The organism is Vannielia sp. ABF1_015 (genome assembly GCF_056160745.1).
This window is the reverse complement of the sequence record NZ_JBSWXT010000003.1, coordinates 304,505-329,850: the sequence shown is the minus strand read 5'-3', so window position 1 is coordinate 329,850 and position 25,346 is coordinate 304,505. Positions and strand designations below refer to the sequence as shown.

At 63.4% G+C, this 25,346-nt stretch carries 23 protein-coding genes; 9 read left to right on the top strand and 14 right to left on the bottom strand.

Annotated features, from left to right (window positions below):
* Positions 1–8: 8 nt before the first annotated feature.
* The 7 genes from ACXAG6_RS18925 to ACXAG6_RS18895 all read right to left on the bottom strand — a co-directional run bounded on the left by ACXAG6_RS18925 (position 9) and on the right by ACXAG6_RS18895 (position 8,237).
* On the bottom strand, positions 9–1,208 hold the full coding sequence (locus tag ACXAG6_RS18925) for an L-talarate/galactarate dehydratase (protein WP_475339448.1): 1,200 nt from the start codon (positions 1,206–1,208) through the stop codon (positions 9–11).
* A complete protein-coding gene (gene araD, locus ACXAG6_RS18920; RefSeq protein ID WP_475339447.1) occupies positions 1,208–2,938 on the bottom strand; it encodes an L-arabinonate dehydratase in 1,731 nt (576 codons plus the stop codon). Before araD ends, ACXAG6_RS18925 begins: the two co-directional genes overlap by 1 nt.
* Before the next feature lie 10 nt (positions 2,939–2,948).
* Positions 2,949–3,071 (bottom strand): dihydroxy-acid dehydratase, encoded by a 123-nt coding sequence (locus ACXAG6_RS18915; protein WP_140015698.1) that lies wholly within the window; start codon positions 3,069–3,071, stop codon positions 2,949–2,951.
* A gap of 10 nt (positions 3,072–3,081) precedes the next feature.
* Entirely contained in the window at positions 3,082–5,157 is a 2,076-nt protein-coding gene (locus ACXAG6_RS18910; protein WP_475339445.1) for a TRAP transporter large permease subunit, read from the bottom strand.
* Between the two features lie 127 nt (positions 5,158–5,284).
* On the bottom strand, positions 5,285–6,325 hold the full coding sequence (locus ACXAG6_RS18905; RefSeq protein ID WP_140015696.1) for a TRAP transporter substrate-binding protein: 1,041 nt from the start codon (positions 6,323–6,325) through the stop codon (positions 5,285–5,287).
* Positions 6,326–6,605: 280 nt separating this feature from the next.
* Positions 6,606–7,511 carry a 5-dehydro-4-deoxyglucarate dehydratase gene (locus ACXAG6_RS18900; RefSeq protein WP_475339444.1) on the bottom strand — a complete coding sequence of 302 codons (906 nt, stop codon included), beginning with the start codon at positions 7,509–7,511 and terminating at the stop codon, positions 6,606–6,608.
* Positions 7,512–7,520: 9 nt separating this feature from the next.
* A complete protein-coding gene (locus ACXAG6_RS18895; protein ID WP_475339443.1) occupies positions 7,521–8,237 on the bottom strand; it encodes a ribonuclease activity regulator RraA in 717 nt (238 codons plus the stop codon).
* Positions 8,238–8,355: 118 nt separating this feature from the next.
* Here ACXAG6_RS18895 and ACXAG6_RS18890 point away from each other — a divergent pair, with 118 nt between their 5' ends.
* Positions 8,356–9,084 (top strand): GntR family transcriptional regulator, encoded by a 729-nt coding sequence (locus tag ACXAG6_RS18890; RefSeq protein WP_475339441.1) that lies wholly within the window; start codon positions 8,356–8,358, stop codon positions 9,082–9,084.
* Positions 9,085–9,087: 3 nt separating this feature from the next.
* On the opposite strand, the gene ACXAG6_RS18885 is transcribed toward ACXAG6_RS18890, so the two are convergent.
* The 7 genes from ACXAG6_RS18885 to ACXAG6_RS18855 all read right to left on the bottom strand — a co-directional run bounded on the left by ACXAG6_RS18885 (position 9,088) and on the right by ACXAG6_RS18855 (position 18,165).
* Positions 9,088–10,332, bottom strand: a complete 1,245-nt coding sequence (locus ACXAG6_RS18885) for an enolase C-terminal domain-like protein (RefSeq protein WP_475339440.1) — start codon at positions 10,330–10,332, stop codon at positions 9,088–9,090.
* Positions 10,325–11,479, bottom strand: a complete 1,155-nt coding sequence (locus ACXAG6_RS18880) for an enolase C-terminal domain-like protein (protein WP_475339439.1) — start codon at positions 11,477–11,479, stop codon at positions 10,325–10,327. Before ACXAG6_RS18880 ends, ACXAG6_RS18885 begins: the two co-directional genes overlap by 8 nt.
* On the bottom strand, positions 11,476–12,312 hold the full coding sequence (locus ACXAG6_RS18875) for an alpha/beta hydrolase (RefSeq protein WP_475339438.1): 837 nt from the start codon (positions 12,310–12,312) through the stop codon (positions 11,476–11,478). The genes ACXAG6_RS18880 and ACXAG6_RS18875 overlap by 4 nt, the downstream gene beginning before the upstream one ends.
* Entirely contained in the window at positions 12,309–14,006 is a 1,698-nt protein-coding gene (locus ACXAG6_RS18870; protein ID WP_475339436.1) for an ABC transporter ATP-binding protein, read from the bottom strand. Before ACXAG6_RS18870 ends, ACXAG6_RS18875 begins: the two co-directional genes overlap by 4 nt.
* A complete protein-coding gene (locus ACXAG6_RS18865) occupies positions 13,996–15,159 on the bottom strand; it encodes an ABC transporter permease (RefSeq protein ID WP_475339435.1) in 1,164 nt (387 codons plus the stop codon). Before ACXAG6_RS18865 ends, ACXAG6_RS18870 begins: the two co-directional genes overlap by 11 nt.
* A complete protein-coding gene (locus tag ACXAG6_RS18860) occupies positions 15,152–16,138 on the bottom strand; it encodes an ABC transporter permease (protein WP_475339434.1) in 987 nt (328 codons plus the stop codon). The genes ACXAG6_RS18865 and ACXAG6_RS18860 overlap by 8 nt, the downstream gene beginning before the upstream one ends.
* Before the next feature lie 104 nt (positions 16,139–16,242).
* Complete coding sequence (locus tag ACXAG6_RS18855; protein WP_475339432.1) at positions 16,243–18,165, bottom strand: ABC transporter substrate-binding protein; 1,923 nt, start codon at positions 18,163–18,165, stop codon at positions 16,243–16,245.
* Positions 18,166–18,302: 137 nt separating this feature from the next.
* On the opposite strand from ACXAG6_RS18855, the gene ACXAG6_RS18850 reads away from it, so the two are divergent.
* From ACXAG6_RS18850 to ACXAG6_RS18815, 8 genes are read left to right on the top strand one after another with little or no spacing between them, the layout of a single operon-like run.
* Positions 18,303–19,028, top strand: a complete 726-nt coding sequence (locus tag ACXAG6_RS18850) for a FadR/GntR family transcriptional regulator (RefSeq protein WP_475339431.1) — start codon at positions 18,303–18,305, stop codon at positions 19,026–19,028.
* A 3-nt stretch (positions 19,029–19,031) separates the two neighbouring features.
* Complete coding sequence (locus tag ACXAG6_RS18845; protein WP_475339430.1) at positions 19,032–19,898, top strand: SMP-30/gluconolactonase/LRE family protein; 867 nt, start codon at positions 19,032–19,034, stop codon at positions 19,896–19,898.
* Positions 19,895–21,073, top strand: coding sequence for a mandelate racemase/muconate lactonizing enzyme family protein (locus ACXAG6_RS18840; RefSeq protein WP_475339429.1), 1,179 nt, complete (start codon positions 19,895–19,897; stop codon positions 21,071–21,073). The genes ACXAG6_RS18845 and ACXAG6_RS18840 overlap by 4 nt, the downstream gene beginning before the upstream one ends.
* Positions 21,073–21,873, top strand: coding sequence for an alpha/beta hydrolase family protein (locus ACXAG6_RS18835; RefSeq protein WP_475339428.1), 801 nt, complete (start codon positions 21,073–21,075; stop codon positions 21,871–21,873). Before ACXAG6_RS18840 ends, ACXAG6_RS18835 begins: the two co-directional genes overlap by 1 nt.
* Complete coding sequence (locus ACXAG6_RS18830; protein ID WP_475339426.1) at positions 21,870–22,667, top strand: NAD-dependent epimerase/dehydratase family protein; 798 nt, start codon at positions 21,870–21,872, stop codon at positions 22,665–22,667. The genes ACXAG6_RS18835 and ACXAG6_RS18830 overlap by 4 nt, the downstream gene beginning before the upstream one ends.
* A 1-nt stretch (position 22,668) precedes the next feature.
* Entirely contained in the window at positions 22,669–23,907 is a 1,239-nt protein-coding gene (gene otnK / locus ACXAG6_RS18825) for a 3-oxo-tetronate kinase (protein ID WP_475339425.1), read from the top strand.
* Positions 23,904–24,548, top strand: a complete 645-nt coding sequence (otnC, locus tag ACXAG6_RS18820) for a 3-oxo-tetronate 4-phosphate decarboxylase (RefSeq protein WP_475339424.1) — start codon at positions 23,904–23,906, stop codon at positions 24,546–24,548. The genes otnK and otnC overlap by 4 nt, the downstream gene beginning before the upstream one ends.
* Positions 24,545–25,303, top strand: coding sequence for a hydroxypyruvate isomerase family protein (locus tag ACXAG6_RS18815; protein ID WP_475339423.1), 759 nt, complete (start codon positions 24,545–24,547; stop codon positions 25,301–25,303). Before otnC ends, ACXAG6_RS18815 begins: the two co-directional genes overlap by 4 nt.
* The last annotated feature ends 43 nt before the right edge of the window (positions 25,304–25,346 follow it).

Genomic DNA, 25,346 nt, shown 5'->3' with positions numbered 1-25,346 from the left:
ATCAATCCCTATCCTTGGGCCGCGCCAAAGCTCTGCTCGGCTTGTGTCCAGCCCCGTGCCTGCTCGCTCAGCGTAAAGCCCAGCCCGGGGCGGTCGGGCACATGCATCTTGCCGCCCGAAATCTCCAGCCGCTCGTCAAACAGCGGCTCCCACCATTCAAAATGCTCCACCCAGCCCTCGCTGCCAAAAGCGGCGGCGGCATGAATGTGCAGCTCCATCACCATATGCGGCGCCAGCTCGATCCGCGCCGCCTCGGCCATGGTCATCACCTTCAGCATCGGGGTGAACCCGCCTATCCGGCACACATCCACCTGGCTTACATCGCAGCCGCCCTTGCCAATCAGGTCAAAGTGCTCCTGCGGCGAGGTCAGCATTTCGCCCGTGGCCACCGGGGTCGCCAGATTGCGGGCCAGTTCGGCGTGGCCGTCAAAATCCCAAGCGTCCAGCGGCTCCTCGATAAAGGCCAGCCCCATGCCGTCCACCACGCGGCCAAACTGCAAGGCATAGGCCCGGTCCCACTGCTGGTTGGCGTCGATCATCAGGGCGATATGCCCGGGCAAATGCGCCCGCATCGCATCAATCCGGCGCAGGTCTTCCTGCCCGTCCGGCTGGCCGACCTTCATCTTGATCCCGCCGATCCCCTTGGCAATCGAGGCCTCCGCCGCCGCCTTCATCTCGTCAATCGACGCCTGCAAATACTGCCCAGACGAATTGTAAATCCGCACAGAATCCCGATGCGCGCCAAACAGCTTGGCCAGCGGCAGGCCCGCCCGCCGCGCCTTCATATCCCAAAGCGCCGTGTCAAACGCACAGATCGCCTGATAGCTCATCCCACCGCGCCCCAGCGAAATCCCCTGCCAGGCCAGCCGCTCCCAGATGCGCGAAATATCGTTCGGGTCTTGCCCGATCACAAAAGGCGCCAGCTCGCAGCCAAGCGCATACATCCCTGCACCGCCAGCCCGGAGCGTGTAGGAAAACCCGAGGCCGGTGTGCCCCTCGGCGCTCGTGATCTCCACCATCAGCAGGTCCAGCGCCGCCAGCGGGCTTTGGCGGCCCGTCAGCACCTTGGCGTCACTGATCGGCTTGTCCATCGGCACCACCACGTGGCGCAGGGTCAGGCTCTCGATGCAGTCGGTCTGAAAGCGCGGTCTATGCCCGGCCATGGGAGGCCGCGCAGCGATGCGGCGCTCGCTCAGGTCGAGCCCCATCAGTTGATCTCCGGTTCCGGAACAGGGGCGCCGAAATCGGTGCGCAGGTAGTCGAAGTCACAGCCCTTGTCGGCCTGTTCAATGTGCTGGCTGAACATCGCGCCATAGCCGCGCTCATAGCGCGGGGCAGGGGGCGTCCACGCCTTGCGCCGCTCGGCCAGCACTTCGTCAGACACTTCCATTTCAAGCTTCCGGCCCGGAATATCCAACACCACCATGTCACCCGTCTTCAGCAGCGCCAACGGCCCGCCCACATAGGCTTCGGGCGCGATATGCAGCACACAGGCGCCATAGCTCGTGCCGCTCATCCGCGCGTCGGACATCCGCACCATGTCCCGAATGCCCTGCTTCAGCAGCGCCTTGGGCATCGGCAGCATGCCCCACTCCGGCATCCCCGGCCCGCCCTGCGGCCCAGCGTTGCGGAGCACCAGCACGGTGTCGGCACTCATCGGGTGGTCTTCGTCATTGATGATCTCTTTCAGCTCGGCGTAGCTGTCAGCCACCAGCGCCGGCCCGCGATGCTGCCAGAAATCCGGGTTGCAGGCAGCGGGCTTGATCACCGCTCCATCGGGCGCAAGGTTGCCCTTCAACACCGCCAGCGACCCCTCGTGATACACCGGGTTGCTCAGGGTCCGGATCACATCGTCATTGAAGTTCTTCGCCCCTTCGATGTTCTCGCCCACGGTCTTGCCGGTCACGGTCATCGCCCCAAGCTCCAGCTTATCGCCCAACTCCGCCATCAGCGCGGGCAGGCCCCCGGCATAAAAGAAATCTTCCATCAGGTATGTGTCGCCCGAGGGCCGCAGGTTCGCCAAGACCGGCACTTCGTGGCCAATCGCGTCGAACTCATCCAGCGTCAGGTCAATGCCCGCTCGCCGCGCCATCGCCAGCAGGTGGATCACCGCGTTGGTGCTGCACCCGGTCGCCATCGCCACCCGCACCGCGTTGCGCGTGGCCTCCCAAGTGATCACCTTCTCCGGCGTCAGGTCTTCCCAGACCATCTCCACCGCCCGCCGACCGCTCGCCGCCGCCATCCGTTTGTGGCCCGCATCCGGCGCCGGGATGCTGGAGGCACCCGGCATGCACAACCCGAACCCTTCGGCGATGCTCATCATGGTCGAGGCCGTGCCCATCGTCATGCAGGTGCCGTAGCTGCGGGCAATCCCGCCCTCAACGCCGTCCCACTCTGCCTTGCCAATGGTGCCCGCGCGCCGCTCGTCCCAATACTTCCAGACGTCAGTGCCAGAGCCCAGCTTCTGCCCCGCGTAATTGCCGCGCAGCATCGCGCCCGCCGGCATAAAGATGAACGGAATGCCCATGGATATCGCACCCATCACCAGCGCCGGGGTCGACTTGTCACAGCCCCCCATCAGCACCGCGCCATCCACCGGATGCGAGCGCAGTACCTCCTCCACCTCCATCGCGCCGAAGTTGCGGTAGAGCATCGAGGTGGGCTTTAGGAACTGCTCGGAGAAGCTCTGCACCGGCATCTCAACCGGCATCCCCCCGGCCTGATACACCCCCTTCTTCACAAACTCCGCCCGGTCGCGCAGGTGGTGATGGCAGGGGGATAAGTCCGACCACGTGTTGATGATTGCGATAACCGGCTTGCCCTCCCAGTCATTGCCATCCAGCCCCATCTGCCGCGCGCGCGAGCGGTGGCCCATCGAGCGCAGGTCATCCGGGGCAAACCACCGGGCGGAACGCAGGTCTTCAGGCTTCTTGGTCATCGCGGCACCTTCAGGAAATCGGATGGGCGAAGGTGAACATCACGGTGATGATCACGGCGACAAGGACAAGGCCCAGCACCCATGGCCAGATGCCATAGCCGTTGAGGTCTTGGTGGCTGTCACGTCCGATCATTTCGGTCTCCTCAATTCAGAAGTTCGGGCAGGAAGAGCGCGATCTGCGGGAACATCATAACCAGCACCAGCCCGGTGATCTGGAGCGCGATGAAGGGCAGAACCGCAAGGAAGATCTCCTGCAAGGTCACATCTTTGGGTGCCACCGACTTCAGCCAGAAGCAAGCCGGGCCAAAGGGCGGTGACAGGAAGTAGATTTGGATATTCATCACGAAGAGGATGCCGAACCAGATTTTCGCCTGGTCCTCTGTAAGGCCCAGTTCCGGCGCCAGCGTCATCACCACCGGCGCAAAGACCGGCACGGTGATCAGCACGATGGCGATCCACTCCATGAAGGTGCCCAGCACCATCAGGATCAGCATCATCACAATCACCGTCCCCATGGCCGAGAGCCCGAGGTTGAGGAACAGCGAGCGGATGAAGTCGCCACCGCCCACAAGGTTGAAGATCCCCACAAAGCTCACCGCGCCGAGCACCAGCCAGATGATCGTGCCCACGGTTGTCATGGTGCCCAGCAGCGAGGCCGAGATCACATCCCAGTTGAACCGGTTGCGCACCGCGGCGATGAACAGCGCGCCGATGCAGCCCACGGCGGCGGATTCAGTGACCGAGGCAATGCCGCCATAGATCGAGCCCATCACCATGCCGATCAGGATGATGCAGAGCACCACCGCCGTCATCCGCTCGCGCGAGAGCTTCTTCTTGCTGCCGGTCATCTTCTCCACCTCGGCGGCGGTCGGGGCCATTGAGGGGGTGATGTTCACCCGGATCAGCACATAACCGGCATAGAAAGTCGCCAGCATGATGCCGGGAATGGCCCCCGCCATGAACAGGTCGCCAATGCCCACCTCGGCAGAAACACCGTAAACGATGGTGATGATCGAGGGCGGAATGAGCGTGGCCAGCGCGCCCGCCGCACAGATGAGGCCGATGGAGAGCTTCCTGTCATACCCAAGGCGAAACATCTGCGGCAGCGCCACAAGGCCCAGCATCACGATCTCGCCGCCCATCACGCCCGACATGGCCGCAAGGATCACGGCAACGACGGTGGTTTGCACCGCCACGCCGCCGCGCAGGTTGCCGGCAAAGATCGCCATCGCGTCAAACAAGTCTTCGGCAATGCCCGCCCGCTCAAGGATCGAGGCCATCAGCACGAAGAACGGCACCGCAACGAGGCTGTAATGCTCCAGCAGCCCCGCCGCGTTGGACGACACAAGGAACAACCCGCGCGGCCCGAAAAAGCCCACCGCCATGATGACCGAAACGAAGAGCGTCACGATGCCCAGCGGCATGCCCGTCATCATCAGCGCGATCAGCAGCACCACCATGATCAGGGAGATCGTGCCCAGATCCATGCTGCGCAGTTGCAAGGCCTTCGAGGGGTCCATCGACGCACCCAGCCCGCTGATGAAATCGGTAAAGCCGGCAAACAGCTGGATCTCCAGCACATGGCTGAGGAAGGCGGCGGAGAAGTAGAGGATGAAGTAGAGCGCCACCGCCTTGACGATCAGCTTGGTCCAGCCCGACGACAGATGCCGGTTCAGGTTTACCATCAGCTGCGCGAGATACATGAAGGCGCCAACAACCATCAGCCCCTTCATCATGAAGGGCAGCGGCGAGTTGAAGGCAGAGCCCGATTTTTCGACCCGCAGGATGCTGTCATAGGCCCGCACCGAGGCGTCGGTCAGCAGCATGTAGAGCGCAAAGACCCCGACGACCATGGCAAAGAGGTCCAGCCACCAGCGCACGCCGGGGCTGGCGATGTTGTGGACAACGGTGATCGCGATGTGCCGCCGCTTCATCGTCACGTAACCGGCCGAGAGCATCCACGCGGCGGCGACGGTGACCATCACGGTTTCAAAGGCCCAATAGGTCGGTTCGTTCAGCACGTAGCGCGAGAACACTTCCCAAAGGGTGGCCAGCGCGGCGACCATGTAAAAGGTCGATACGGCAATGCCGCTGATGTGGCTGAAATGGTCGACGGGAGTATACTCCTCCATCGCCACGTCCTGCTCTTCATGCAGCGGATCCTGATCGGCTATGCCCGTGTGGGCGGCCTGCACGGCCTCTTCGTATCGCTGGCTCATCTGCGCGCGCTCCCCTGGCCCGCTTGGGGGCCGTCCCTCTCGCAAAAAATCTCTTGGCCCCGCCATCTGGCACGGGGCAGCGTGGCCTGCGCCCCCCGTCTCAAGGGGGCGCAGGCATCAGCAAGGCTCAGAGCAGCCCGGCTTCTTTCATGAAGGCGATGTGGCTGTCATAGACTTCCTGCGCCAGCTCGGTCTGGGAGGCAAAGTCGCTCCAGGCTTCCTGGGCGATCACGCGGAACTTGTCGCGCTCTTCCTGGCTCCAGTCGATGACTTCCAGCTCACCGGCGGCCTTGTCACGTGCCACCAGCTGACGGTCGAGCCGGTCCATGTGACGGCGTAGGCCGTTGTAGGCGGCCAGATACCACGTCTCCAGCGCCACCTGCTCGGTTTCGCTCATCTCGTCCCATGCCTGCTGGCTGACGGTGAACTGCAGGATCGGGGTGGAGTGGATGCCGGGGAAGATCGGGTATTTGGCGATCTTGTGCATCCCGTTGGCGTCGTTGTTGGCATAGGCGCTGTTGTCGGCGGCGTCGATCACGCCCTTCTCCAGCGCGCCGTAGGTCTCCGAGCCGCTCATCGAAACCGGCGCAGCGCCAGCCCGCTTGAACACATCGGCAGCCAGCCCCTCGGGCGAGCGGATCTTCAGGCCCTTCAGGTCTTCGACCGTGCGCACCGGCACCTTCGAAACAAAGGCCTCGCGGGCATAGGCCCCGCAACCAACCACGTGCACACCCGGGTAATGGGCGTCGAAGAGTTTCTGCAGCATTTCCTTGCCGCCACCCTGCGCGCAATAGGCTTGGATCTGGTCGGCGCTGTCGTAGCCCGCGATCAGGTCGCCCATCAGCGCGAAGGCCGGGTCGACCCCGGCGAAATAGTTGATCGAGGTGAGATCCCCGTCGAGGATGCCAACGCCGATGGCTTCGGCGGTTTCGCGGCGCGGCACAACCGCATCCACCGGCAGCAGCTCCACACCCAGCGATCCGCCGGTCATGGTCTCCAGCTTGGGCACCCACTGCTCGTTGAGATAGGCCAGCGAGGCGTGGCTGGCGTTGGAACTGGTCTGAATTTTCAGCGTGCGCTCGGCCGCCATGGCGCCCGTGGCGATGGCGCCCACAACCGCTGCCACCGCTAGGGTGCTGACGGTCTTGGCGAGGGTTCTAAAAGTCATTGGTGTCCTCCCGTTATATCTGTTGAAGCCGCGCGCCCGGCCTCCCCCCGGCGCTCCGACTCTCTCACTGATATATTAGTGACCCAATGCAGGCAACCCTCTCACGCCCCAGCGCTCCCGCAACCTTACCAAAGGGAAAGGCCCCCGTGCCTTGTGGCAACAAAGGGCCTTTCTACAACGAAGCCAAATTCTCGTAGGTATCGGTTGTGCACAGGATGTGCATGGGTTGTGCATCTTCACGCCGCCGTGAAGATAAGGCGCATTAACCTTCTCGGCCGAATTATTTACGGCCCGACATCAGCTCTTCCATCAGCCCCATTTCCTCGTCGGTCAGGTCTGTGAGCGGGCTGCGCACCGGCCCGGCCTCAAAGCCCCGCAGCCGCACGCCTGCCTTGATCGCAGAGACGGCATAGCCCGTCTGCCGGTCGCGGATCTCGGCGAAGGGATAGTAGAAATCCGTCAGCATCTGCTCGCATTTGGCATCGTCGCCGGCAGTGAAGGCGGCATGAAATTCCAGCGCCGTCTCGGGCACAAAGTTGAACACCGCCGAGCTGTAGGTCGGCATCCCAGCGCCCCGGTAGGCTTGGGCAAAAAGCTCATGCGTCGGCATCCCACCGATGTAGCTGAGGCGCTCGCCCATCCGCACGGTGATGCGGCGCACGGTGTCGATATCGCCGGTGCCATCCTTGAAGCCGATCATGTTCGGGCACTGCTCTGCCAGCCGCTCGATCATCCCTTCCGTCACCCGTGCCTGACCGCGATTGTAAACGATCACCGCCATCTTGGTGCTGTCGCAAACGGCCTTGATATGCGCCTCGATCCCGGCCTCCGGCGCGCCGATCAGGTAATGCGGCAGCAGCAGAATGCCGTCGCCCCCGGCGGCCTCAATCCCTTGCGCCAACTCGCAGGCCATCCGCGTGCCATAGCCGCAACCGGCAATGATCGGCTGGCCCGGCTGGGCCGCCTTGGCGACCTTCACCACATCCACAATTTCTTGCGGTGTAAGCGAAAACATCTCCCCGGTGCCGCCCGCCACGATCAGCCCGGCCACCTCATAGTCGCTCAGCCATTCAAGGTGCTTGCGGAAGGGATCGGCCGCAAATCCGCCATCGGCGCCAAACGGCGTGACAGGGAAGGAGAGCAGCCCGGTGCGAATGCGGGCCTGAAGGTCGTTGTTGTCGAGCATGTCTTGTCCTCAGCGATTGTTCTCTTTGCGCCAAGTTTCAAACTTGGCCAGGTTGCTTTCGTCGGTGGCCGGGTAGAGGCCGATGATCGTCGCGCCGCCCTTCACCTGTTCCACCACAAAATCTTCATAGGCGGTCATCTCCACCGCCTCCTTGCTCACCTCCTCGGCAATCTCCGCCGGGATCACGATGACGCTGTCGTAGTCGCCCACGATCACGTCGCCGGGAAAAACGGCCACGTCACCGCAGCCGATCGGACCGTTGATCTCGATCGCCTCGTGCAGTGTGAGGTTGGTCGGGGAGGAGGGGCGGTTGTGGTAGGCCGGGATGTCGAGCTTGGCGATGGTGCCCGAATCGCGGAAGCCGCCATCGGTGACCACGCCCGCGCCGCCGCGCACCATTAACCGGGTGATAAGAATGTCGCCCGATGATGCGGCGCGCGGGTCTTTCCGGCTGTCCATCACCATCACATGGCCTTCCGGGCACTGCTCCATCGCTTGGCGCTGCGGATGGTCCGGGTCGCGGAAGACGACCAGTTGATTGCGATCTTCCCGGGCCGGAATGTAGCGCAGCGTAAACGCCGGCCCGACCATGTTGCGCCCCTTCACGGCAACCGGATGCACATCCTGCAGCACCTGGTTGCGCAAGCCGCGCTTGTAGAGCGCTGTGGCAAGTGTGGCGACGGAGACGCCCATCAGCCGCTCGCGAATTTCCTCAGTGAACGACATGGCTCAATCTCCTGTGTTCATCGCTGTGTCGCGGCAACTGATATATTAGTGCTTTGAAACTTGCAATGCCCCCTCTAGGCTGACAGGATGCGTCAATCCCGAGGATGTGACCGCTAACATGAACGATCAGGACAGTTTCACAGACGTTATCACCCGTCTCGGCATCGGCGGTGATACCAAGACCGCGCCGCAAACCGCTGCGGCCCGCACCCTCGATTCCCTGCGCCGCCGGATCATCTCGCTCCAGCTCCCGCCCGATACCGTGCTCACCCGCTCCGAACTGGCCCGCGAATACGGCGTCAGCCAGACCCCGCTGCGCGACGCGCTGCAAAAGCTCGAAGCCGAGGGGCTTGTCGATATCTTTCCGCAGAGCAAAACGGTGGTGACGCGGATCAATCCTGACGAGATCGAAGAGGCCCATTTTCTGCGCCGCTCGGTCGAGATCGAGGTGGTCCGCAAGCTCGCCGGCCAGATCAGCGACAGCGCCCTGACCCGCCTGCAAACCCTTGTGTCCATGCAGGAAATGGTGGTCGCCAATGGCGATGACATCTCTGCCTTTCAGGACATAGACGACGCCTTCCACCAAGCCCTGCTCGCGGCGGCGGGCTATGGCGGGCTGCACCGGTTGATCCGCTCCCGCTCGGGGCATCTCAACCGCCTGCGCCGCCTTGATATGTGGGATGACGAGAAGGTTCAGCGCATCATCCGCGAGCACAAGCAGGTCATCGAAGCCCTGCGCTCCGGCGATGCCGATGGCGCCGTCAGCGCCGTGCGGACGCACCTCAGCCAAACCATCAAGCGCCTCGACAGGCTGCGCGCCGAACATCCCACCTACTTCCCTGATTGATCGTCAGAACTTGGGCCGCCCGAAGGTCCAGTCCGGCCAGTGCTTCTTCATCTCGCTCGCGTCGTCGCGCACCGTGTAGCCGCAGGCGTTGTAGTTGCCATGCAGCCGCTTCAGCGCCTCCCGATCCAGCGTCACCCCCAGCCCCGGCCCCTCTGGCACGGTCAGCGAGCCGCCTTCAAACGCCAGCTTGCCACCCTCAATCACCTCATCCGTCTGCCACGGCTGATGGGTGTCGCAGTCATAGGTCAGGTTCGGCGTGGCGGCGGCCAGATGGGTCATCGCGGCAAGGCTGATCCCGAGGTGCGAGTTGGAATGCATCCCAAGCCCCAGCCCCCAGAGATCGCAGATATGCGCAAGCTGGCGGCAGGCCGCGAGCCCGCCCCAATAGTGATGATCGCTCAGGATCACCCGAAAGGCATCCTGCGCCATGTTCGGCGGAAGATGCGCGCTTTCAACCACATACATATTGGTCGCCAGCGGAATATCCGTTGCCGTCTGCACCTGGGCATTCTCGCTCAGGCCGGCGGTTGGATCTTCGAGGTATTCCACCAGCCCTGTCAGCCGGGGCAACAGCTTCAGTGTGGTCTCCACCGTCCAGCCGCCATTTGGATCAATCCGCAATGGCGCGTCTGGAAAGGCCTCCCGCAGCGCTTCCAGCCCGGCAATCTCTTCCTCCGGCTCCAGCAGGCCCGCCTTCAACTTGATCGCCTTGAAGCCATTTTCGGCAATCATCTTCCGCGCTTGTTCCACAAGCCCTTCGGGCGTAAGCGCCTCGCCCCAGTCATCCCCGGTGCCATCGGCATGGGCCGCGAACTTGTAGAAAAGATAGGCCGAGAATGGCACGCGGTCGCGCACCTGCCCGCCGAGCAGGTCCACCACGCGCTGCCCGGTCGCCTTGCCGAGCGCGTCCCACATGGCCACCTCGATCGCCGCCACCACGCGGGGCACAATCGCTTCCTTGCCAGTGTAGCCCTCAGCCCGCGCTTCGCCCGGCGCACGTGCTGCGGCCCAAAGCGCGTTAAGGTCCGTCACCTTGCGCCCCACCATCGCCGCGCCCACGGCGGCGATGCCATCAACCACGGCCTTGGTGCCATAGCTCTCACCCAGCCCCACCACGCCGTCTTCTGTCTCCACCTCGATGACCGAGCGCAGCGCGAAGGGCTGGTGGCATCCCGCGTTGTTCAACAGCGGCGGGTCGAAAAAGGCGATGGGGGTAACGCGAACATCCGCGATGCGCAGGTCAGTCATGGTTCACCCGGTTGGCTTCGATGTAGTCCATGTTGATGTCCTGCCCCAGCCCCGGCTCCTCGCGGCCGCGCACATAGCCGTCCTCGTCCATCTCGTCGTCGATCCGGTTCTGGTAGTCGGCAGGCGCGTCGTAATCGGTGAAAGGGTGCAGCAGCCCGCGCTCGTAATAGGTGCAATTGTGTGAGGCCAATGCTACCGCGAGGTTGCCCGCGCCTGTGCCATGCACCTCGCAGGCCATGTGGAAGCACTCGGCCATATGCGCGCATTTCATGGCAGGGCTGATCCCGCCCACGTCCCACACCCCGGTGCGGACCATGTCGCAGGCGTCATGCTTTACCCATTCGCCCCGCGTCCAATGCTTGCCGGTCATGGTCTCGGGGCCAAGAATGTTGAGCCCTGTGTTGGCCGTGAGCCATTTGTAAGAGCTCATGGAGGCCTCCTCCATCGGCTCTTCCATCCACAGAAAGTCCAGCTCTTCCAGCTTCTTGGCCATCCAGAGCGTCTCGGAGCGCGAGTAGAAGTGATGCGGGTCCAGCATCAGCGGAAAGCCCTCGCCCACCACCTCGCGCACGGCGGCGCAGGCCTTGTAATCCAGCCGCACATCCGGCGCGCCGGGCATGGGCGTCATCCAGCCATGCAGCTTGATCGCCTTGTAACCACGACCCATCAGCCACTCGGCGAAGCGGGCATAATCCTCGGGCGTCGCAAGCCCACCCTCCATGTCGTCGCCGCACATGGTCGAGCCATAGGCGAGGATCTTCGGGCGCACGGCCCCCAGCAGCTTCCACACCGGCTGGCCGGCCTGTTTGCCCAGAAGATCCCACAGGGCAAGGTCCACCGCCGTCAGCGTCCGGTCGCTCAGCGCGCCGCCACTCAGCCGCTGCCAGTGATAAATCGCATACCACGCCCGGTCGATCAGCAGCGGATCCTCCCCGATCAGATTGGGCCGCACAAAGCGCTCCAGCACATCCTCGCGCACATCCACCGGGCGGCACACGGCACGGCCCTCGCTGCCGTCCTCGCAGATGATCCGCAGCAGCGAGGAGGTGCCGGTGCCCTCAGGGCCGGGGTGGTTGTGCCCGTCACTGTCACGCTGGGTATAGGTCCGATGGGTGAAGGTGATTGCCTCGACGCGCTCGATTTTCATTTGAGGGTCTCCCTGAGAAATGTGGCAGCCCGGCTGATGCAGGCATTGGCGGCGGGCACGAGCCTGCCGCGATTGATAAATCCGTGGGTCACGCCCGGTTCGACGTGCCATCGTGTAGGCACTCCCGCGCTGTTGAGCGCCTGCGCCATGGCACTGTTTTCACTGAGCAACACGTCAACTTCGGCAGCGATAAGCAGCGCGGGAGGAAGGCCGCGCAGGTCGGCCTTGAGGGGCGCGATCAACTCGTCGCGCGTCTCTTTGGGGTCATACATGGCGAAGAGCTCGCGCATCCGGGCGCGGGTAAGGCCGGGGCCATTCTCGTGGCGGCGATAGCTTTCTGTCTCGAAGTCATCGCCGAACACGCCATAAAACAGCACCAGCCCGGCCAGCTCAGCGTCGGTTGAAAGGGCCGTGGCGAGCGCAAGGTTGGCCCCCGCCGAGGCGCCGCCAATCGCCACCTTGCCGCCCTTCGCCGCCAGCCATGCCAGCGCCGCGCGGCAATCTTCCAGCCCGGCAGGGTAGGGGTGAGCCGGCGCGAGGCGGTAGCTGATGCTGAGCACGTCCCAACCGCTCTCCAGCGCCATCCCGGCAGCAGAGGGCTCATGCAGGGCAATCGAGCCTCCGGCCCATCCGCCACCATGAATGTAAAGCAGTGTGCCCGCATCCCCGCCTTGGTAGAGCCGCGCCGCCTGCGGCTGGCCCGCGCCACCCTCATAGGTCAGGTCTTCAAAGGGTGCCTTGGCCACGCCCTCATTCCAATAGGCGGCGGCCGCCTCGGGCGTTGGGAAGTCTCCCAGCGCGATAACCTCGTCTATGCCTTTCGCAAACTTCATGCGCCGTTGCCCAGGTAGCGATGCCGCTGGCGGGTGCCGCGCAGGCTTGGGTCGGCAATGGGCACCGAGCTGAGAAGGGCCTTGGTATAGGGATGTTGCGGATCGGTGATGATCTGCTCGGTCTCCCCGATCTCGACGATCTTGCCTTGGTACATCACCGCCACCCGGTCGCAGAAATAGCGGATCACGGCCATGTCGTGGCTGATGAAGATAAAGCTGAGGCCCATCTCGGCCTGAAGGCGCAGCAGAAGGTCGAGCACCTGCGTGCGGATCGACACATCTAGCGCCGAGGTCGGCTCATCTGCGATCACCAGCTTGGGCTCCAGTGCAATCGCGCGCGCCACCACGATCCGCTGCCGTTGCCCGCCTGAAAAGGCATGGGGGTAGCGTTCCATCATCTCGGGCGACAGGCCAACCTCGGTGAGCAGCTTGGCCACCCGGTCCTCCAGCTCCTGCCCGCTGGCCACCCCGTTCACCACCAGAGGCTCCGCGATCAGCTGCTTCACGGTCATGCGCGGGTTGAGCGATGCGAAGGGATCCTGAAAGATCATCCGGATTTGCTGGCGATAGCTCTGCATCTCCGCGCGGCCCGCCTTCACAAGGTCGGACCCTCGATAATCCACCACGCCTTCCGGGTCATAAACCCGCGCAATGCAGCGCCCAACGGTCGTTTTGCCCGAGCCGGATTCGCCAACGATCCCAAGCGCCTCCCCCTCACGGAGCGAAAAGCTCACACCGTCAACCGCCTTGGTCACATCGGTCACCCGCTGAAGGAAGCCTTCGCGCTTTTCAAACTTCAGCTTCAGGTCTTCCACCCGCAAAATCTCGGGCGCATCGGCTGCCGGGCGCACCTTGGCGGCGGCGGGCTCTTCAAGCCGTTTCACCGCGCCGAGAAGACGTTGAGTGTAGGGGTGCTGTTGGTGAGCAAAGAGCGGCGCGGTCTCGCCGGTTTCCACCACATGGCCCTTTTCCATCACCACCACCTCATCGGCGATTTCGGCAACCACGCCCATGTCGTGGGTGATGAACATGATCGCCATGTCCAGCTCCACTTGCAGCTTGCGCATCAGGTCGAGGATCTCGGCCTGCGTGGTCACATCCAGCGCCGTGGTCGGCTCGTCGGCAATCAGCACATCGGGGCGGCACGAGAGCGCCATGGCAATCATCGCGCGCTGGCGCATCCCACCGGAAAACTCGAAGGCGTATTGGTCCAGCGCCTTATCGGGCTTCGGGATTTCCACCTGTTCCAGCATCCCCCGGGCAATCTCGCGGGCTTCCTGCTTGGTGCAGGTCCGATGCAGGCGGATCGCCTCGATGATCTGGTTGCCGATGGTATGCACCGGGCTCAGGCTGCTCATCGGCTCCTGAAAGATCATCCCGATCTTGCCGCCGCGAATATCGCGGATCTCCTTGCCGCGCGGGTCCAGCGCGGTGGTGTCGGTTTCGCTGCCCTTGGATGGCCGAAACAGAACCTGCCCGCCGTTGATCTGGCCGGGGCGCGGCACCATGTTCAGGATCGCCCGCGCCGTAACGGATTTGCCCGAGCCGCTCTCGCCCACGATGGCCGTCGTCTTGCCCCGGTGCAGCTCGAAGCTCACGCCGTGGAGCACATCGAACATGCCCTTCCGGGTATTAAACCCGACGTTAAGGTTTTCGACCGATAGTATAGGTCGGCTGCTTGCTTCAGTGGCCATAAGGGTCTGCGGCATCGCGCATGCCGTCTCCAAGGAAGTTGAAGGCCAGAACTGCCACCACGACGAACCCGCCGGGGATAAACAGCCAAGGGGCCTGTGAGATGGATCGGATGTTCTGCGCCTCCTTCAGCAATACGCCCCAGCTGATGGCCGGTGGCTGAAGGCCGAGGCCAAGGAACGAGAGGCCGGTTTCGGCGAGGATCATCAGCGGGATCGCCAGCGTGAGCGAGGCGATGATGTGGCTGGTCAGCGAGGGTAGCATGTGGCGGAAGATGATCCGCCGTTCGCTGGCCCCGTCGAGCCGAGCGGCGATCACGAAATCATCGTGCTTCATTGCCAGAAAGCGCCCGCGAACCACCCTGCCAAGCTCCGTCCATCCGACGAGGCTGACGATCAGGGTGATCACGAAATACTGCTGGTAGATCGGCCAGCTTGGCGGCAGCGCGGCGGCCAGTGCCAGCCAGATCGGGATGGTCGGCAGGCTCAGGACAAATTCGATAAGCCGTTGAATAACCGTGTCGGTCCGCCCGCCGTAATAGCCCGAAATCCCGCCCAGCGTGATACCCAGCACAAGCGCAATCACCACGCCCACAAGGCCAATACTCATCGAAATCCGAGTGCCGTAAACCACCCGCGAGAACATATCGCGCCCCAGCCTGTCCGCCCCGAAGAGGAAGAAGTTGTCACGCGGCTTCACGGTGGCCAGCAGGTGAATATCGGTTTCCCAAAGGCCCCAGAATTTATACTCCTGCCCACGCCCGAAGAGCCGCAGGTATATCTTTTCGCCCGAGGGCGTGTAGGTCACCGCCAGCGTTTCCGGGTCGCGCTCGCGGTCCATTTCCCAAACGTAGGGGCGAATGCGCCAACCATCCTCGTCGCTGTCGATGAAGTGGATCATCTGCGGCGGGTGATAAACCGCGCGGCGGTTGCTGTCGGTCGGATCGTTCGGTGCAACGAAGCCGGCAAAGAGCGACATCAGATACATGAAGCCGATGACCCAGAGGCCAATCATGGCGAGCCGGTGCTTCTTGAAGGCCCACCACGTGAGCTGCCACTGCGAGGCGATGGCCACCTCGTCGGGCGCGTGGGCTTCCGCCACAGCGAGCGGTTCGTCGGGCTGATCGGGCAGGGCTTTTGAGGGTGTCTCAGTCATATTTCACCCGCGGGTCGAGCAGGACGAGCAGGATGTCTGAAAGCAGCATCCCGATCACCGTGAGAGAAGAGAGCATCAGCACGAAGGCCCCGGCGAGATACATATCCTGCGCCAGCAGCGCCTGAAGCATCAGCGGCCCGGCGGTCGGTAGGCTGAGCACGATGGCGGTGACAACCGCGCCGGAGACGAGGTTGGGCAGCACCCAGCCGATGGTCGAAACAAAGGGGTTAAGCGCCACGCGCACCGGGTACTTCATGATGAGCCAAAACTCCGACAGCCCCTTGGCGCGGGCGGTGTCGACGTAAGGTTTGTTCAATTCATCCAGCAGGTTAGCCCGCATGATGCGGATGAGCGAGGCGGTGGCCGAGGTGCCGAGCACGACGACCGGCAACCAAAGGTGCTTGGCCAGATCCCAGACCTTGGCCATGCTCCAGGGCGCGTTCTTGTACTCGTTGGAGAAGAGGCCGCCCACATCGGTGCCAAAGTGAACCACGCCGATATACATGAGGATCAGCGCCAGCAGAAAATTCGGGGTGGCAAGGCCGATGAAGCCGATGGTCGTGGCGAGGTAGTCGCCGAAAGAATACTTGCGAACGGCGGAGTAGACGCCGATCGGGAAGGCCACGGCCCAGGTGAAGAGCAGGGTGGCCATCGAGAGGCAGAGGGTGAGGCCCATGCGGCCCCAGACAAGGTCAGACACCGGCTGCCGCCACTCGAAGCTCATGCCGAAGTCACCCACCATGAGGCGGCTAACCCATTTGAAATATTGCACATAAAGCGGCTGATCGAGGCCGAAGCGTTCGCGCAGGTTCTGGATCGACGCTTGATCCAGCACCTCGTTGCTCTCGCCAAGCTTGGCAATATAGGTCGTCAGATAGTCGCCGGGGGGAGCCTGAATGAGCAGGAAGGCGACGATAGAGACACCGAAGAGAAACGGCACCATCCAGAGGATGCGTTTCAGGATGTAACGCCAGATCATGGGGTTTGCCTGTGGTTGGTCAGTTGGGCGCGGAAGGTGGGCAGACTGCCCATCCTGCGGGGGCCGTGGGTAGGGCGGGCCCGGAGGCCCGCCCTTGGTTCAGGTCAGCTCTCGGGCCAATACCAGGTTTGCGGCAGGGTCGGGCCCGGGTCGGGATACATCCACGACGAAGGCAGGCTGCGCGGCGCGTTCTTCAGGTCTTTATTCACCACGCCCACAAGGTTGGGAGCGAGCGAGATGCCGATGATTTCCATCTCGTCGGCGGCCTCCTGGTGAATCTGGCGGAAGATATCCAGCGCCTTCTCCTGATCGGCCTCCTGCTTGAAGCTGTCATAGAGCGCGAGCCGTTTCTTCATGCTCTCGGTCGGCTCTTCGCCTTCCGAACCGCCGGACAGATACCAGCGGGTCCACGGGATACCGAACCAGCTGGCCTGCGGATGCACGGCAAGCACGTCACGCGGAGAGAGCGTCGGATCCAGCCCGCCGGGTGCGCCCCAGACCATGAAGTCATGCTCGTTGGCCTCGCCGCGCGAGTAGTAGATCGACCGTTCGACAGAAGTGGAGTTCAGCTCGATGCCGATCTCTTCCCACTGCTCCTTGATGATCTCAAGGCTGTCACCCCAATCGGGCTGCTCCACGCCGGTGTACTGCGCGTTGAACACGATCCGGCTGCCATCGGGGAAGAGGCGGTAGCCCTCATCGTCCTTCTCGGCATAGCCCGCTGCATCAAGCAGCTCGTTGGCCCGGTCCGGGTCGTACTCGGTGTGCTGACGCCCCAGTTGCTCGTTGTAGAGCACGTGGCTCGGCCTTGGCCCGATCTGGTAGGGCTCGCCTTGGCCCTGATAGACGATGTCGATGATCTCCTCGCGGTCGATCCCGAGGCTCAGCGCCACGCGCACATCCTTGTTGCGGATCAGCTCCCGCATTTGCGGATTCTTGTGCGTATGGTTGAAGTGGATCGCCATCGAGTTGGAGTTCGAGTTGATCATGTCGAGGATCTCGAAACCGCCCTTTTCGGCGTTCTCGGCAAAGACCGGCTTGTTGGCCGGGTTCGAGATTTTCCGGCGCTGGAAGTCGATGTTGCCAGCGATGGCCTCAAGCACGAGGGCCTCGTTATCCTGCGCCACGCCCATCTCCAGCCTGTCGATATAGGGGAGCTGGTTGCCCTCCTCGTCGACCTGCCAGAAGTAGGGATTGCGCTCCATCACCACCTGCGTCGAACCAGCAGAGTAGCCCTCACCGGTCACCACCCAAGGGTCGAGCGTGGGCCGCTCGGGGTTGGACCAGCGGTTGGGGGCCTCGACCTCACCACACTTCAGGCGGTAGAGCGCGGGCCAGTCTTCGACCGCTTCGGTCTCGTCCACCATGGCCTGAACATTGTCGTTATAGGCGGGGTGGAACTGCTGACAGTAGTGCTTGGCCCAAAGCACCGGCTCCTGCGCGAGCGGCGTGGCCAGCTCGGTGATGAAGGTGCCGTAAGGCGCAGCGAACTTCAGCGTGATGGTGTGGTCATCCACCTTCTCGGCCTGCATCGGCTCGCCAGCCACCACAAAGCGGGCGGGGGCGTTGGGATAGAACTCTTCGTTGTTCAACAGGTCGTTGACGAAAAACAGGATGTCATCGGCGGTAAACGGCTCGCCGTCCGACCACTTCATGCCCTCGCGCAGCTTGAAGGTGAACTCGGAGCCATCCTCATTGGTCTCCCAGCTTTCGGCCACGTTCGGCACAACGCCGGAGAAGTCGGCCTTCCAGCGGGTGAGGCCCTGTGGGCTGATGATCCTCAGGATAGAGTTGTGGTCGTTCGAGCCACCCAGCATCCGGCGCAGTTTGCCACCGTAAGAGCCGATGCTCTCGAGCCCTGTCACCACTTCGGGCTGCGCGGGCAGCCGCTCTTCCAGTGGGGGCAGGTTGCCCGCCGCCACGGCCTCGGCCAATGCAGGCGCTTCACCCGCCTCGGCCATGAATGGATGGATGAATACGCCGACGGCAAGCGCGGCTACTGACGAGAATCGCCAATTTCGTTTCATGGATTTTCCTCCCTGTGCTTTCGCTCTTCCGAGTCTCAGCGTCGCAAGGTCAACATTCCGCGGCGCTACTTGTCAAACAAATTTTCAAATGTTGTAATTTGTCAGGCCGTGCTAAAGCTGCGGCAGGAGAATTGCATATGGATACTATGGCCAACGACGGCGCCGCCCGGGGCGAAGCAGTGCGCGCAGGGCGGCTGGAGAGCGAGGTGTACGAGCGTTTGCTCGAACAGATTCGCAGCGGTCACTACACGCTTGGCGAAAGGCTGCCCGCCGAAAAAGACCTTTCGGCGGAGCATGGTGTGTCTCGCCCGGTGATCCGCTCAGCCCTTGCACGCTTGCGCGAAGATGGCCTGATCGTGTCGCGCCAGGGGGCCGGATCCTTTGTTAGCGGCGGCGGGCAGAGCGGGTCGGACGGATATGCGCCGCTTCAGAGCATCGACGACATCGCCTCCTACATCGAGTTTCGCAAAATGCTGGAGGTGGAGAGCGCCGCCTTGGCAGCGCTGAAGGCCGGGCCGGAAGAGGTGGCGGTCTTGGAAGCGATGCTGGAGAGCATGGAGAAAAGTGTGCGCGATAAGACATCCACCATCGAGATGGATGCACGATTCCATGTGCGAATCGCAGAATTGTCTGACAACCGCTTCCTGCTTGATACTCTCCAGATGCTCCGCTCGCACATGTTCTTCATCGGGAAGTTCGTCCGCAGCCTCGGTGTTACGGGGTATCGGCAGGGCAAGATATCAATGGTCAGCGAGCACAGGCGCATCTTCGACGGGATCGCGGCGGGTGATCCGGAGGCCGCGCGGAAAGCAATGGCAGAGCATATCGAGGCGTCCGAGCGGCGCGTCTTCAAGGGGGAGTGAGGCATGGCAGTTTCGGTGGAGGTGGCGGTGCCTGCGCGCGCGCAGCTCGGCGAGGGGCCGGTTTGGGATGTGGGCGACCAGGCACTTTGGTGGGCTGATATTTCTGGCGGCAAGATCCATTGCACGCGTGAAAACGGCAGCGATGAGGTGTTCGATTTTGACGAGCCGGTGGGCTGCATCGCACGGCGCGAGGTTGGTGGGCTGATCGTGGCGGCCAAGTCAGGTTTTTATCAGTTTAACCCGGAAACCTTAACGCGCACTTTCCTCACGGACCCGGAGGCCCATATGCCGGGAAACCGCTTCAATGATGGCGGTACCGATATGCAGGGCCGGTTTTGGGCCGGGACGATGAAGGACGGTGGTGACCCTGAAGAGATCGGGCAGTTCTATCGTTTGGATCCAGACGGTTCCGTCACCCAGCATTTCGACAAGGTCTACACCACCAACGGCCTCGCTTTCAGCCCGGATGGCACCACACTTTACTACTCTGACAGCAACGCCAAGGTGCGCACTATCTGGGCTTGTGACTATGACACCGAAACCGGAACCCCCTCTAACCGAAGGGTTTTCTTTGATACCCGCGAGGTGGCGGGGCGGCCCGATGGCGGGACGGTGGATGCCGATGGTTGCTACTGGATGGCCGGGATCAGCGGCTGGCAGTTGGTGCGGATCACGCCGCAGGGCAAGGTTGACCGGATCATCGACATGCCGGTGGAGCGTCCGACAAAGCCGATGTTCGGCGGGGCGAACCTTGATGTGCTCTATGTCACCTCGATTGGCTCGGACGCTCCGGATGCGCTGGATGGCAACCTGTTTGCCGTCACCGGCTTGGGCGTAACCGGGGTGCCGCAGGCGAGGTTTGCGGGATGAAGATCACCGGGCTTCGCAGTTTCATGAGCCGCGATGGCAATCGCCCTCGGGTGATTGTCGCCGTTGATACCGATGAGGGGATCACCGGCTGGGGCGAGTGTTACAACCACGGGCCGGATCGCGCCTTGCCGCCCTTGCTGGACTACCTCTACCTGCAGATCGAAGGCGAAGACCCGACGCGAATTGAGCGGTTGGTGCTGAAGCTGCTGCAACAAAGCCGCTTTCCGCCCGGTGCGCTGGGGCTGGCCGCGATTGCCGGGATCGACCACGCGCTTTGGGACATTTCGGCCAAAGCGCTGGGCGTGCCGGTTTACAAGCTGCTCGGTGGGCATGTGCGGGACCGGGTGCGGGTATATCAGGGCGTTTATTCCGCGCCAGAGGCCGAGGCCGTGCGCGACCATGTGGTGGAACACTCAGAAAAGTGGGGATTTTCCGCTTTCAAGCTCTCGCCCTATCGCTGCGATATCCATGCCGAGCCGTGGCACAAGGTTGTGGCGGCGACGGAAGACTGGGTGGCCGAGCTCAGGGCGCTTTGCCCGGATGCCGAGTTTGCCTTCGACGCCCATGCGCGCCTCTTTGAGCCTTACCAAGCCGTTGAGATGGGCAATGTGCTCGCCGACTTCCGCCCGCTGTTTTACGAAGAGCCGATGCGGATGGAGAACATCGAGGCCTGGGGTGATCTGAAGCGCCAGCTCAAGGTGCCGCTGGCGACTGGGGAGAGCCTTTACTCCCGCTTTGAATTCAATCGTTTGCTCGCGGTGAAGGGGGCGGACATCATCCAGCCCGATATCTGTGCCGTGGGCGGGTTGCTGGAGATGCGCAAGATCGCGGCGATTGCCGAGGCGCATTACGTTAACGTGGCGCCGCACAACCCGATGGGGCCGCTGGCGACGGCGGTGAACGTGCACTTTTGCGCCGCGCAGCCCAACTTCAAGATCCTCGAATACCGGCTGCCCGGCACCGTGGCCTACCTCAGCCGCGAGATGGGGCAGCCGGAAGACAAGGCGGCCTATGTCGCGGACCCTTACCTGCCGGTGGACGGCCATTTGGAGCTGCGGCCTGATCGGCCCGGCTGGGGGGTGGAGATCGACGAGGAGTATCTGGCCTCCGACCGTTACATCCACTGGGAGCGCAAGCTGCCAGTGCGGCCTGACGGGTCTTACGGATACACCTGATGAGCTTCGAGGCGCTGGTGGGATGGACGGCGGCGGAGCCCTTGTCGAGCGGAGTTTTTCTTTGCCCTGAGGGGGATGGCCCGCATCCGGCGGTGCTCTATTGCCACGCCCACGGCGGGGACTACGCGCTTGGCAAAGAAGAGGTTAACCGCGGCGCCCGCTGGACCGCTGACCCGCCCGGCGCGGCGCTCTTGGCGGCGGGGTTTGCGGTGTATTGCGTCGACATGCCCGGCTTTGGCGCGCGGCAGGGCGAGGGAAGCGAATTTGCGTTGGCCAAGGCGGAAGCCTGGCGGGGCGGCTCGCTGTTTGCCCGCATGCTGGCCGACCAACGCGGGGCTTTCGAGCACCTCGCCGCCCATCCGCGCGTGGACGGCACGCGCATTTACACTTGGGGCGTCTCCATGGGTGCGGCGCTGGCCATGTGGCTGGCCGCATTGGAGCCGCGCGTGGCGGGGCATGTGAACATCACCATGCTCGCCGATATTGCGCCGCTCATCGCCTGCGGCACGCATGATCGACACGGGCCTTACCTGACCGTGCCCGGCCTGCTGCGCGAAGGCGATCAGGGCGATGTGGCCGCGACGATCGCGCCGCGCCCGATGTTCGTCGCGCATGGCGAACAGGATGGCCTGACACCAAAAGATGCTTGCGATGCTGCGCTGGCCAAGCTGCCGCGCGCGAGGCTCACAACCTTCCTCCAGCCCAAGGCGGGCCACGGAGAAACACCTGAAATGCGGGCGGCGGCTCTGGCCTTCCTCGCCCGCCACGCTCATAAAACCGACAGGGAGAGACAACCATGATGAACCGACTGCTGATTACCGGCGCCGCTGGCGGCCTTGGCTCGATGTGCCGCGACCGTCTGAAACATATGGCGAAAACCTTAAGGCTTTCTGACGTGGTCGAGATGCCACCGGCCGGCGAGAACGAAGAGGTCGTGGTGTGCGACCTTGGCGACAAGGCGGCGGTGGAAGAGCTGGTGAAGGATTGCGACGGGATCGTGCACCTTGGCGGGCGCTCGATTGAAGACACCTGGGAGGTGATCTCGAACGCCAATATCGACGGGGTCTTCAACCTCTACGAGGCCTGCCGGAAGACCGGCTGCAACCGGGTGATCTTTGCCAGCTCCAACCACGCGGTGGGCTTTCACAAGCAGACAACCCGGCTCGATGCGAACGCGCAAACCAAGCCGGATGGCCTTTACGGCGTGAGCAAGGTGTTCGGCGAGGCAATGGCGAGCATGTATTTCAACAAGTTCGGGATCGAAACGGCGAGCGTGCGCATTGGCTCCTGCTTCCCCGAGCCGAAGAACCGCCGGATGCTGGCGAGTTGGATGAGCTACGATGATTTTGTTCGGCTGATCGAATGCGTCTTCCGCGTGCCCAAGCTGGGGTGCCCGATCATTTATGGAGCATCCAACAACGCGACCGGCTGGTGGGATAATCGCGAGGTCGGTTATCTCGGTTGGGAGCCGCAGGACCGCTCGGAGGAGTATCGCGCTGTGGTGGAGCAGATGGAGGAGATGCCTGCCATCGACGCGCCGCAGGTGGTCTACCAAGGCGGGGCCTTCACGGCGGACGGGATTCACGAGGAATAGCATGGCGATATTCGGGGCGATTGCAGACGATTTCACCGGTGCGACCGATCTGGCTGGCTTGCTGGCGCGGAGTGGGGCGAAGGTTTCGCTGCGGATCGGAGTGCCGGAGGAGGGCGAGAGTGATGCGCCCTTCGAGGTGATCGCCCTGAAGATACGCACTGAACCGGTGGCCGATGCCGTGGCCGAGGTGCTGGCGGCGCTCGAATGGCTGAAGGGCACCGGGGCGGAGCGGTTTTTCTGGAAGTATTGCAGCACCTTCGATTCCACCGCTGACGGCAATATTGGGCCGGTGGCCGAGGCGCTGATGGCAGCGCTCGGAGCGCGGCAGACGGTTTACTGCCCGGCGTTTCCGGAAAACGGGCGCTCGGTTTTCATGGGCAACCTTTTCGTCGGGCAGCAGCCCTTGGCGGAAAGCCCCATGAAGGACCACCCGCTGACGCCCATGCGCGACAGCAACCTGATGCGCCTTCTGGCACCGCAGGTGCAGGGTGAGGTTGGGCTGGTGGACCGCCTCACCGTGGCGCGCGGGGCGGAGGCTTTGGCGGCGGCGCTGGCAGAGGCTCCGGCGCATGTGGTGGTGGATGCGGTGGCGGATGCCGACTTGCAGGTGATTGCCCGCGTGGGCCGCGACATGGCGCTGATGACGGGCGGCTCTGCGCTGGCCATGCCGCTTCCGGCGCTCTACCGCGAGGCGGGCTTGCTGGATGACAGCGCCCGCGAGGCCACGGTGCCGCAGGTGGGGCCGGGGGCGGTGGTGCTCTCGGGCAGTTGCTCGGCGATGACGCGGGCGCAGGTGGCGGCCTATGGCGGACCGGCGTTCAAGCTCGATCCACTGGTGTTGGCGGCGGAGGGTCATGGCGCGGCGTCGAGGTGGTTGGCAAAGCAGGAAATGGGCGCGGCACCTATCATCTATGCCACGGCGGAGCCCGATGCGGTGCGCCGGGCGCAGGGCGAGTTGGGCACGTCGCGGGCTGGCGAGGTTGTCGAAGAGGCGCTGGCCGCATTGGCGGTGCAGGCGCGGGGCCAAGGCGCACGGCGGATCGTGGTGGCGGGGGGGGAAACCTCTGGCGCGGTGACGAAGGCGCTGGGCGTCACGCGGCTCGATGTGGGCCGCGAGATTGCGCCGGGGGTGCCGTGGTGTGGCTGCGTTTCCGGCGGTGAAGAGATTGCGCTGGCTCTGAAGTCGGGCAACTTCGGGGCCGAGAGCTTCTTTTCCGACGCGCTGGGAATGTTGCCATGAGCGAGACGGCGCTGAGAGAGCAGATTTGCCTGCTGGCAAAATCGCTGTTTGATCGGGGGCTGACCCATGGGTCGACCGGCAATATCTCGGCGCGGACGGAGGACGGCGGGCTGCTGGTTTCGCCCACGGGCACCAGCTTTGGCCGGCTCGACCCTGCGCGGCTGGCGCGGTTCGACGGGGCGGGGCAGCATGTGGGTGGCGACAAGCCGACCAAGGAGATGCCTTTGCACACGGCCTTTTACGACACCCGCGGCACGGCGGGGGCGGTGGTGCATTTGCATTCGTGCCATTCGGTGGCGCTGTCGATGCTTGAGGCAGATGAGGATGATTTTCTGCCGCCGCTCACGCCCTATGGCGTTATGCAGCTGGGCCGGGTGAAGCTGCTGCCGTTTTTCCTGCCGGGCGATCCGGCGATGGGCGAGGCGGTGCGCGGGCTGGCAGGCAAGCGCTCTGCGGTGATGCTGGCCAACCACGGGCCGGTGGTGGCGGGTAAGGATGTGGAGGCGGCCTGCAATGCGGTGGAAGAACTGGAAGCTACCGCGAAGCTGGCGCTGATGACGCGGGGCATGAACGCGCGGGGGCTGGATGATGGCCAGGTTCAGGCGCTGGTCAGCAAGTTCAACCTGGAGTGGGACGCATGAAGTTTTCGGCCAATCTCGGGTTTTTGTGGAGCGAGCTGCCGCTGCCAGATGCGATCCGCGCCGCGAAGGCCGCCGGGTTTGATGCGGTGGAATGCCATTGGCCCTATGCGATCCCTGCCGGAGAGGTGGCCGATGCGTTGGCCGAAACCGGGCTTGAAATGCTTGGGTTGAACGCCTCGCGCGGTGATGCCTCGATTGGCGAGATGGGCTTTTCGGCGGTGCCGGGGCGTGAGGCCGAGGCGCGGGACGCAATTGATCAGGCGCTGAGCTATGCCGAGGCGACGGGCACCGGAGCGGTGCATGTGATGGCCGGGTTCGACGGCGATCACGGCACCTTTGTTGAGGCGCTAGGCTATGCTTGCGAGGGCGCGGCGAAGCTGGGCAAGACCGTGCTGATCGAGCCGATCAACCATTACGATGCACCGGGATATTTCCTCTCCACCACCGTGCAGGCCGAGGCGATTCTGGCCGAGGTGGGGGCTGAGAACCTGAAGATCATGTTCGATTGCTACCATGTGCAACTCATGGAGGGCGACCTTAGCCACCGGCTTGAGCGGCTCTTGCCGATGATCGGGCATATCCAGATTGCTGCTGCGCCAGACAGGGGTGCGCCGGACCATGGGGAAGTGAATTTCGACCATATTTACAGGCACCTGAAGGCGCTGGGCTGGTCTGCACCACTGGGGGCGGAATACAAGCCGGGCGGGCCGACAGAGCCAACGCTGGGCTGGTTGAGAGCGGCGCAAGAGGTCTGACTTAGGCGGTGGCCTTGTCTGTGGCGGGCGCTTGCGTTACCAA

Coding starts and splice junctions, on each gene's coding strand:
- ACXAG6_RS18850 (WP_475339431.1), top strand. CDS start 18,303: ATGGATACTATGGCCAACGACGGCGCCGCCCGGGGCGAAGCAGTGCGC.
- otnK (WP_475339425.1), top strand. CDS start 22,669: ATGGCGATATTCGGGGCGATTGCAGACGATTTCACCGGTGCGACCGAT.
- ACXAG6_RS18895 (WP_475339443.1), bottom strand. CDS start 8,237: ATGTCGTTCACTGAGGAAATTCGCGAGCGGCTGATGGGCGTCTCCGTC.
- ACXAG6_RS18855 (WP_475339432.1), bottom strand. CDS start 18,165: ATGAAACGAAATTGGCGATTCTCGTCAGTAGCCGCGCTTGCCGTCGGC.
- ACXAG6_RS18845 (WP_475339430.1), top strand. CDS start 19,032: ATGGCAGTTTCGGTGGAGGTGGCGGTGCCTGCGCGCGCGCAGCTCGGC.
- ACXAG6_RS18885 (WP_475339440.1), bottom strand. CDS start 10,332: ATGACTGACCTGCGCATCGCGGATGTTCGCGTTACCCCCATCGCCTTT.
- otnC (WP_475339424.1), top strand. CDS start 23,904: ATGAGCGAGACGGCGCTGAGAGAGCAGATTTGCCTGCTGGCAAAATCG.
- ACXAG6_RS18925 (WP_475339448.1), bottom strand. CDS start 1,208: ATGGGGCTCGACCTGAGCGAGCGCCGCATCGCTGCGCGGCCTCCCATG.
- ACXAG6_RS18815 (WP_475339423.1), top strand. CDS start 24,545: ATGAAGTTTTCGGCCAATCTCGGGTTTTTGTGGAGCGAGCTGCCGCTG.
- araD (WP_475339447.1), bottom strand. CDS start 2,938: ATGACCAAGAAGCCTGAAGACCTGCGTTCCGCCCGGTGGTTTGCCCCG.
- ACXAG6_RS18860 (WP_475339434.1), bottom strand. CDS start 16,138: ATGATCTGGCGTTACATCCTGAAACGCATCCTCTGGATGGTGCCGTTT.
- ACXAG6_RS18910 (WP_475339445.1), bottom strand. CDS start 5,157: ATGAGCCAGCGATACGAAGAGGCCGTGCAGGCCGCCCACACGGGCATA.
- ACXAG6_RS18865 (WP_475339435.1), bottom strand. CDS start 15,159: ATGACTGAGACACCCTCAAAAGCCCTGCCCGATCAGCCCGACGAACCG.
- ACXAG6_RS18875 (WP_475339438.1), bottom strand. CDS start 12,312: ATGAAGTTTGCGAAAGGCATAGACGAGGTTATCGCGCTGGGAGACTTC.
- ACXAG6_RS18830 (WP_475339426.1), top strand. CDS start 21,870: ATGATGAACCGACTGCTGATTACCGGCGCCGCTGGCGGCCTTGGCTCG.
- ACXAG6_RS18835 (WP_475339428.1), top strand. CDS start 21,073: ATGAGCTTCGAGGCGCTGGTGGGATGGACGGCGGCGGAGCCCTTGTCG.
- ACXAG6_RS18905 (WP_140015696.1), bottom strand. CDS start 6,325: ATGACTTTTAGAACCCTCGCCAAGACCGTCAGCACCCTAGCGGTGGCA.
- ACXAG6_RS18890 (WP_475339441.1), top strand. CDS start 8,356: ATGAACGATCAGGACAGTTTCACAGACGTTATCACCCGTCTCGGCATC.
- ACXAG6_RS18880 (WP_475339439.1), bottom strand. CDS start 11,479: ATGAAAATCGAGCGCGTCGAGGCAATCACCTTCACCCATCGGACCTAT.
- ACXAG6_RS18900 (WP_475339444.1), bottom strand. CDS start 7,511: ATGCTCGACAACAACGACCTTCAGGCCCGCATTCGCACCGGGCTGCTC.
- ACXAG6_RS18840 (WP_475339429.1), top strand. CDS start 19,895: ATGAAGATCACCGGGCTTCGCAGTTTCATGAGCCGCGATGGCAATCGC.
- ACXAG6_RS18870 (WP_475339436.1), bottom strand. CDS start 14,006: ATGGCCACTGAAGCAAGCAGCCGACCTATACTATCGGTCGAAAACCTT.
- ACXAG6_RS18915 (WP_140015698.1), bottom strand. CDS start 3,071: ATGATCGGACGTGACAGCCACCAAGACCTCAACGGCTATGGCATCTGG.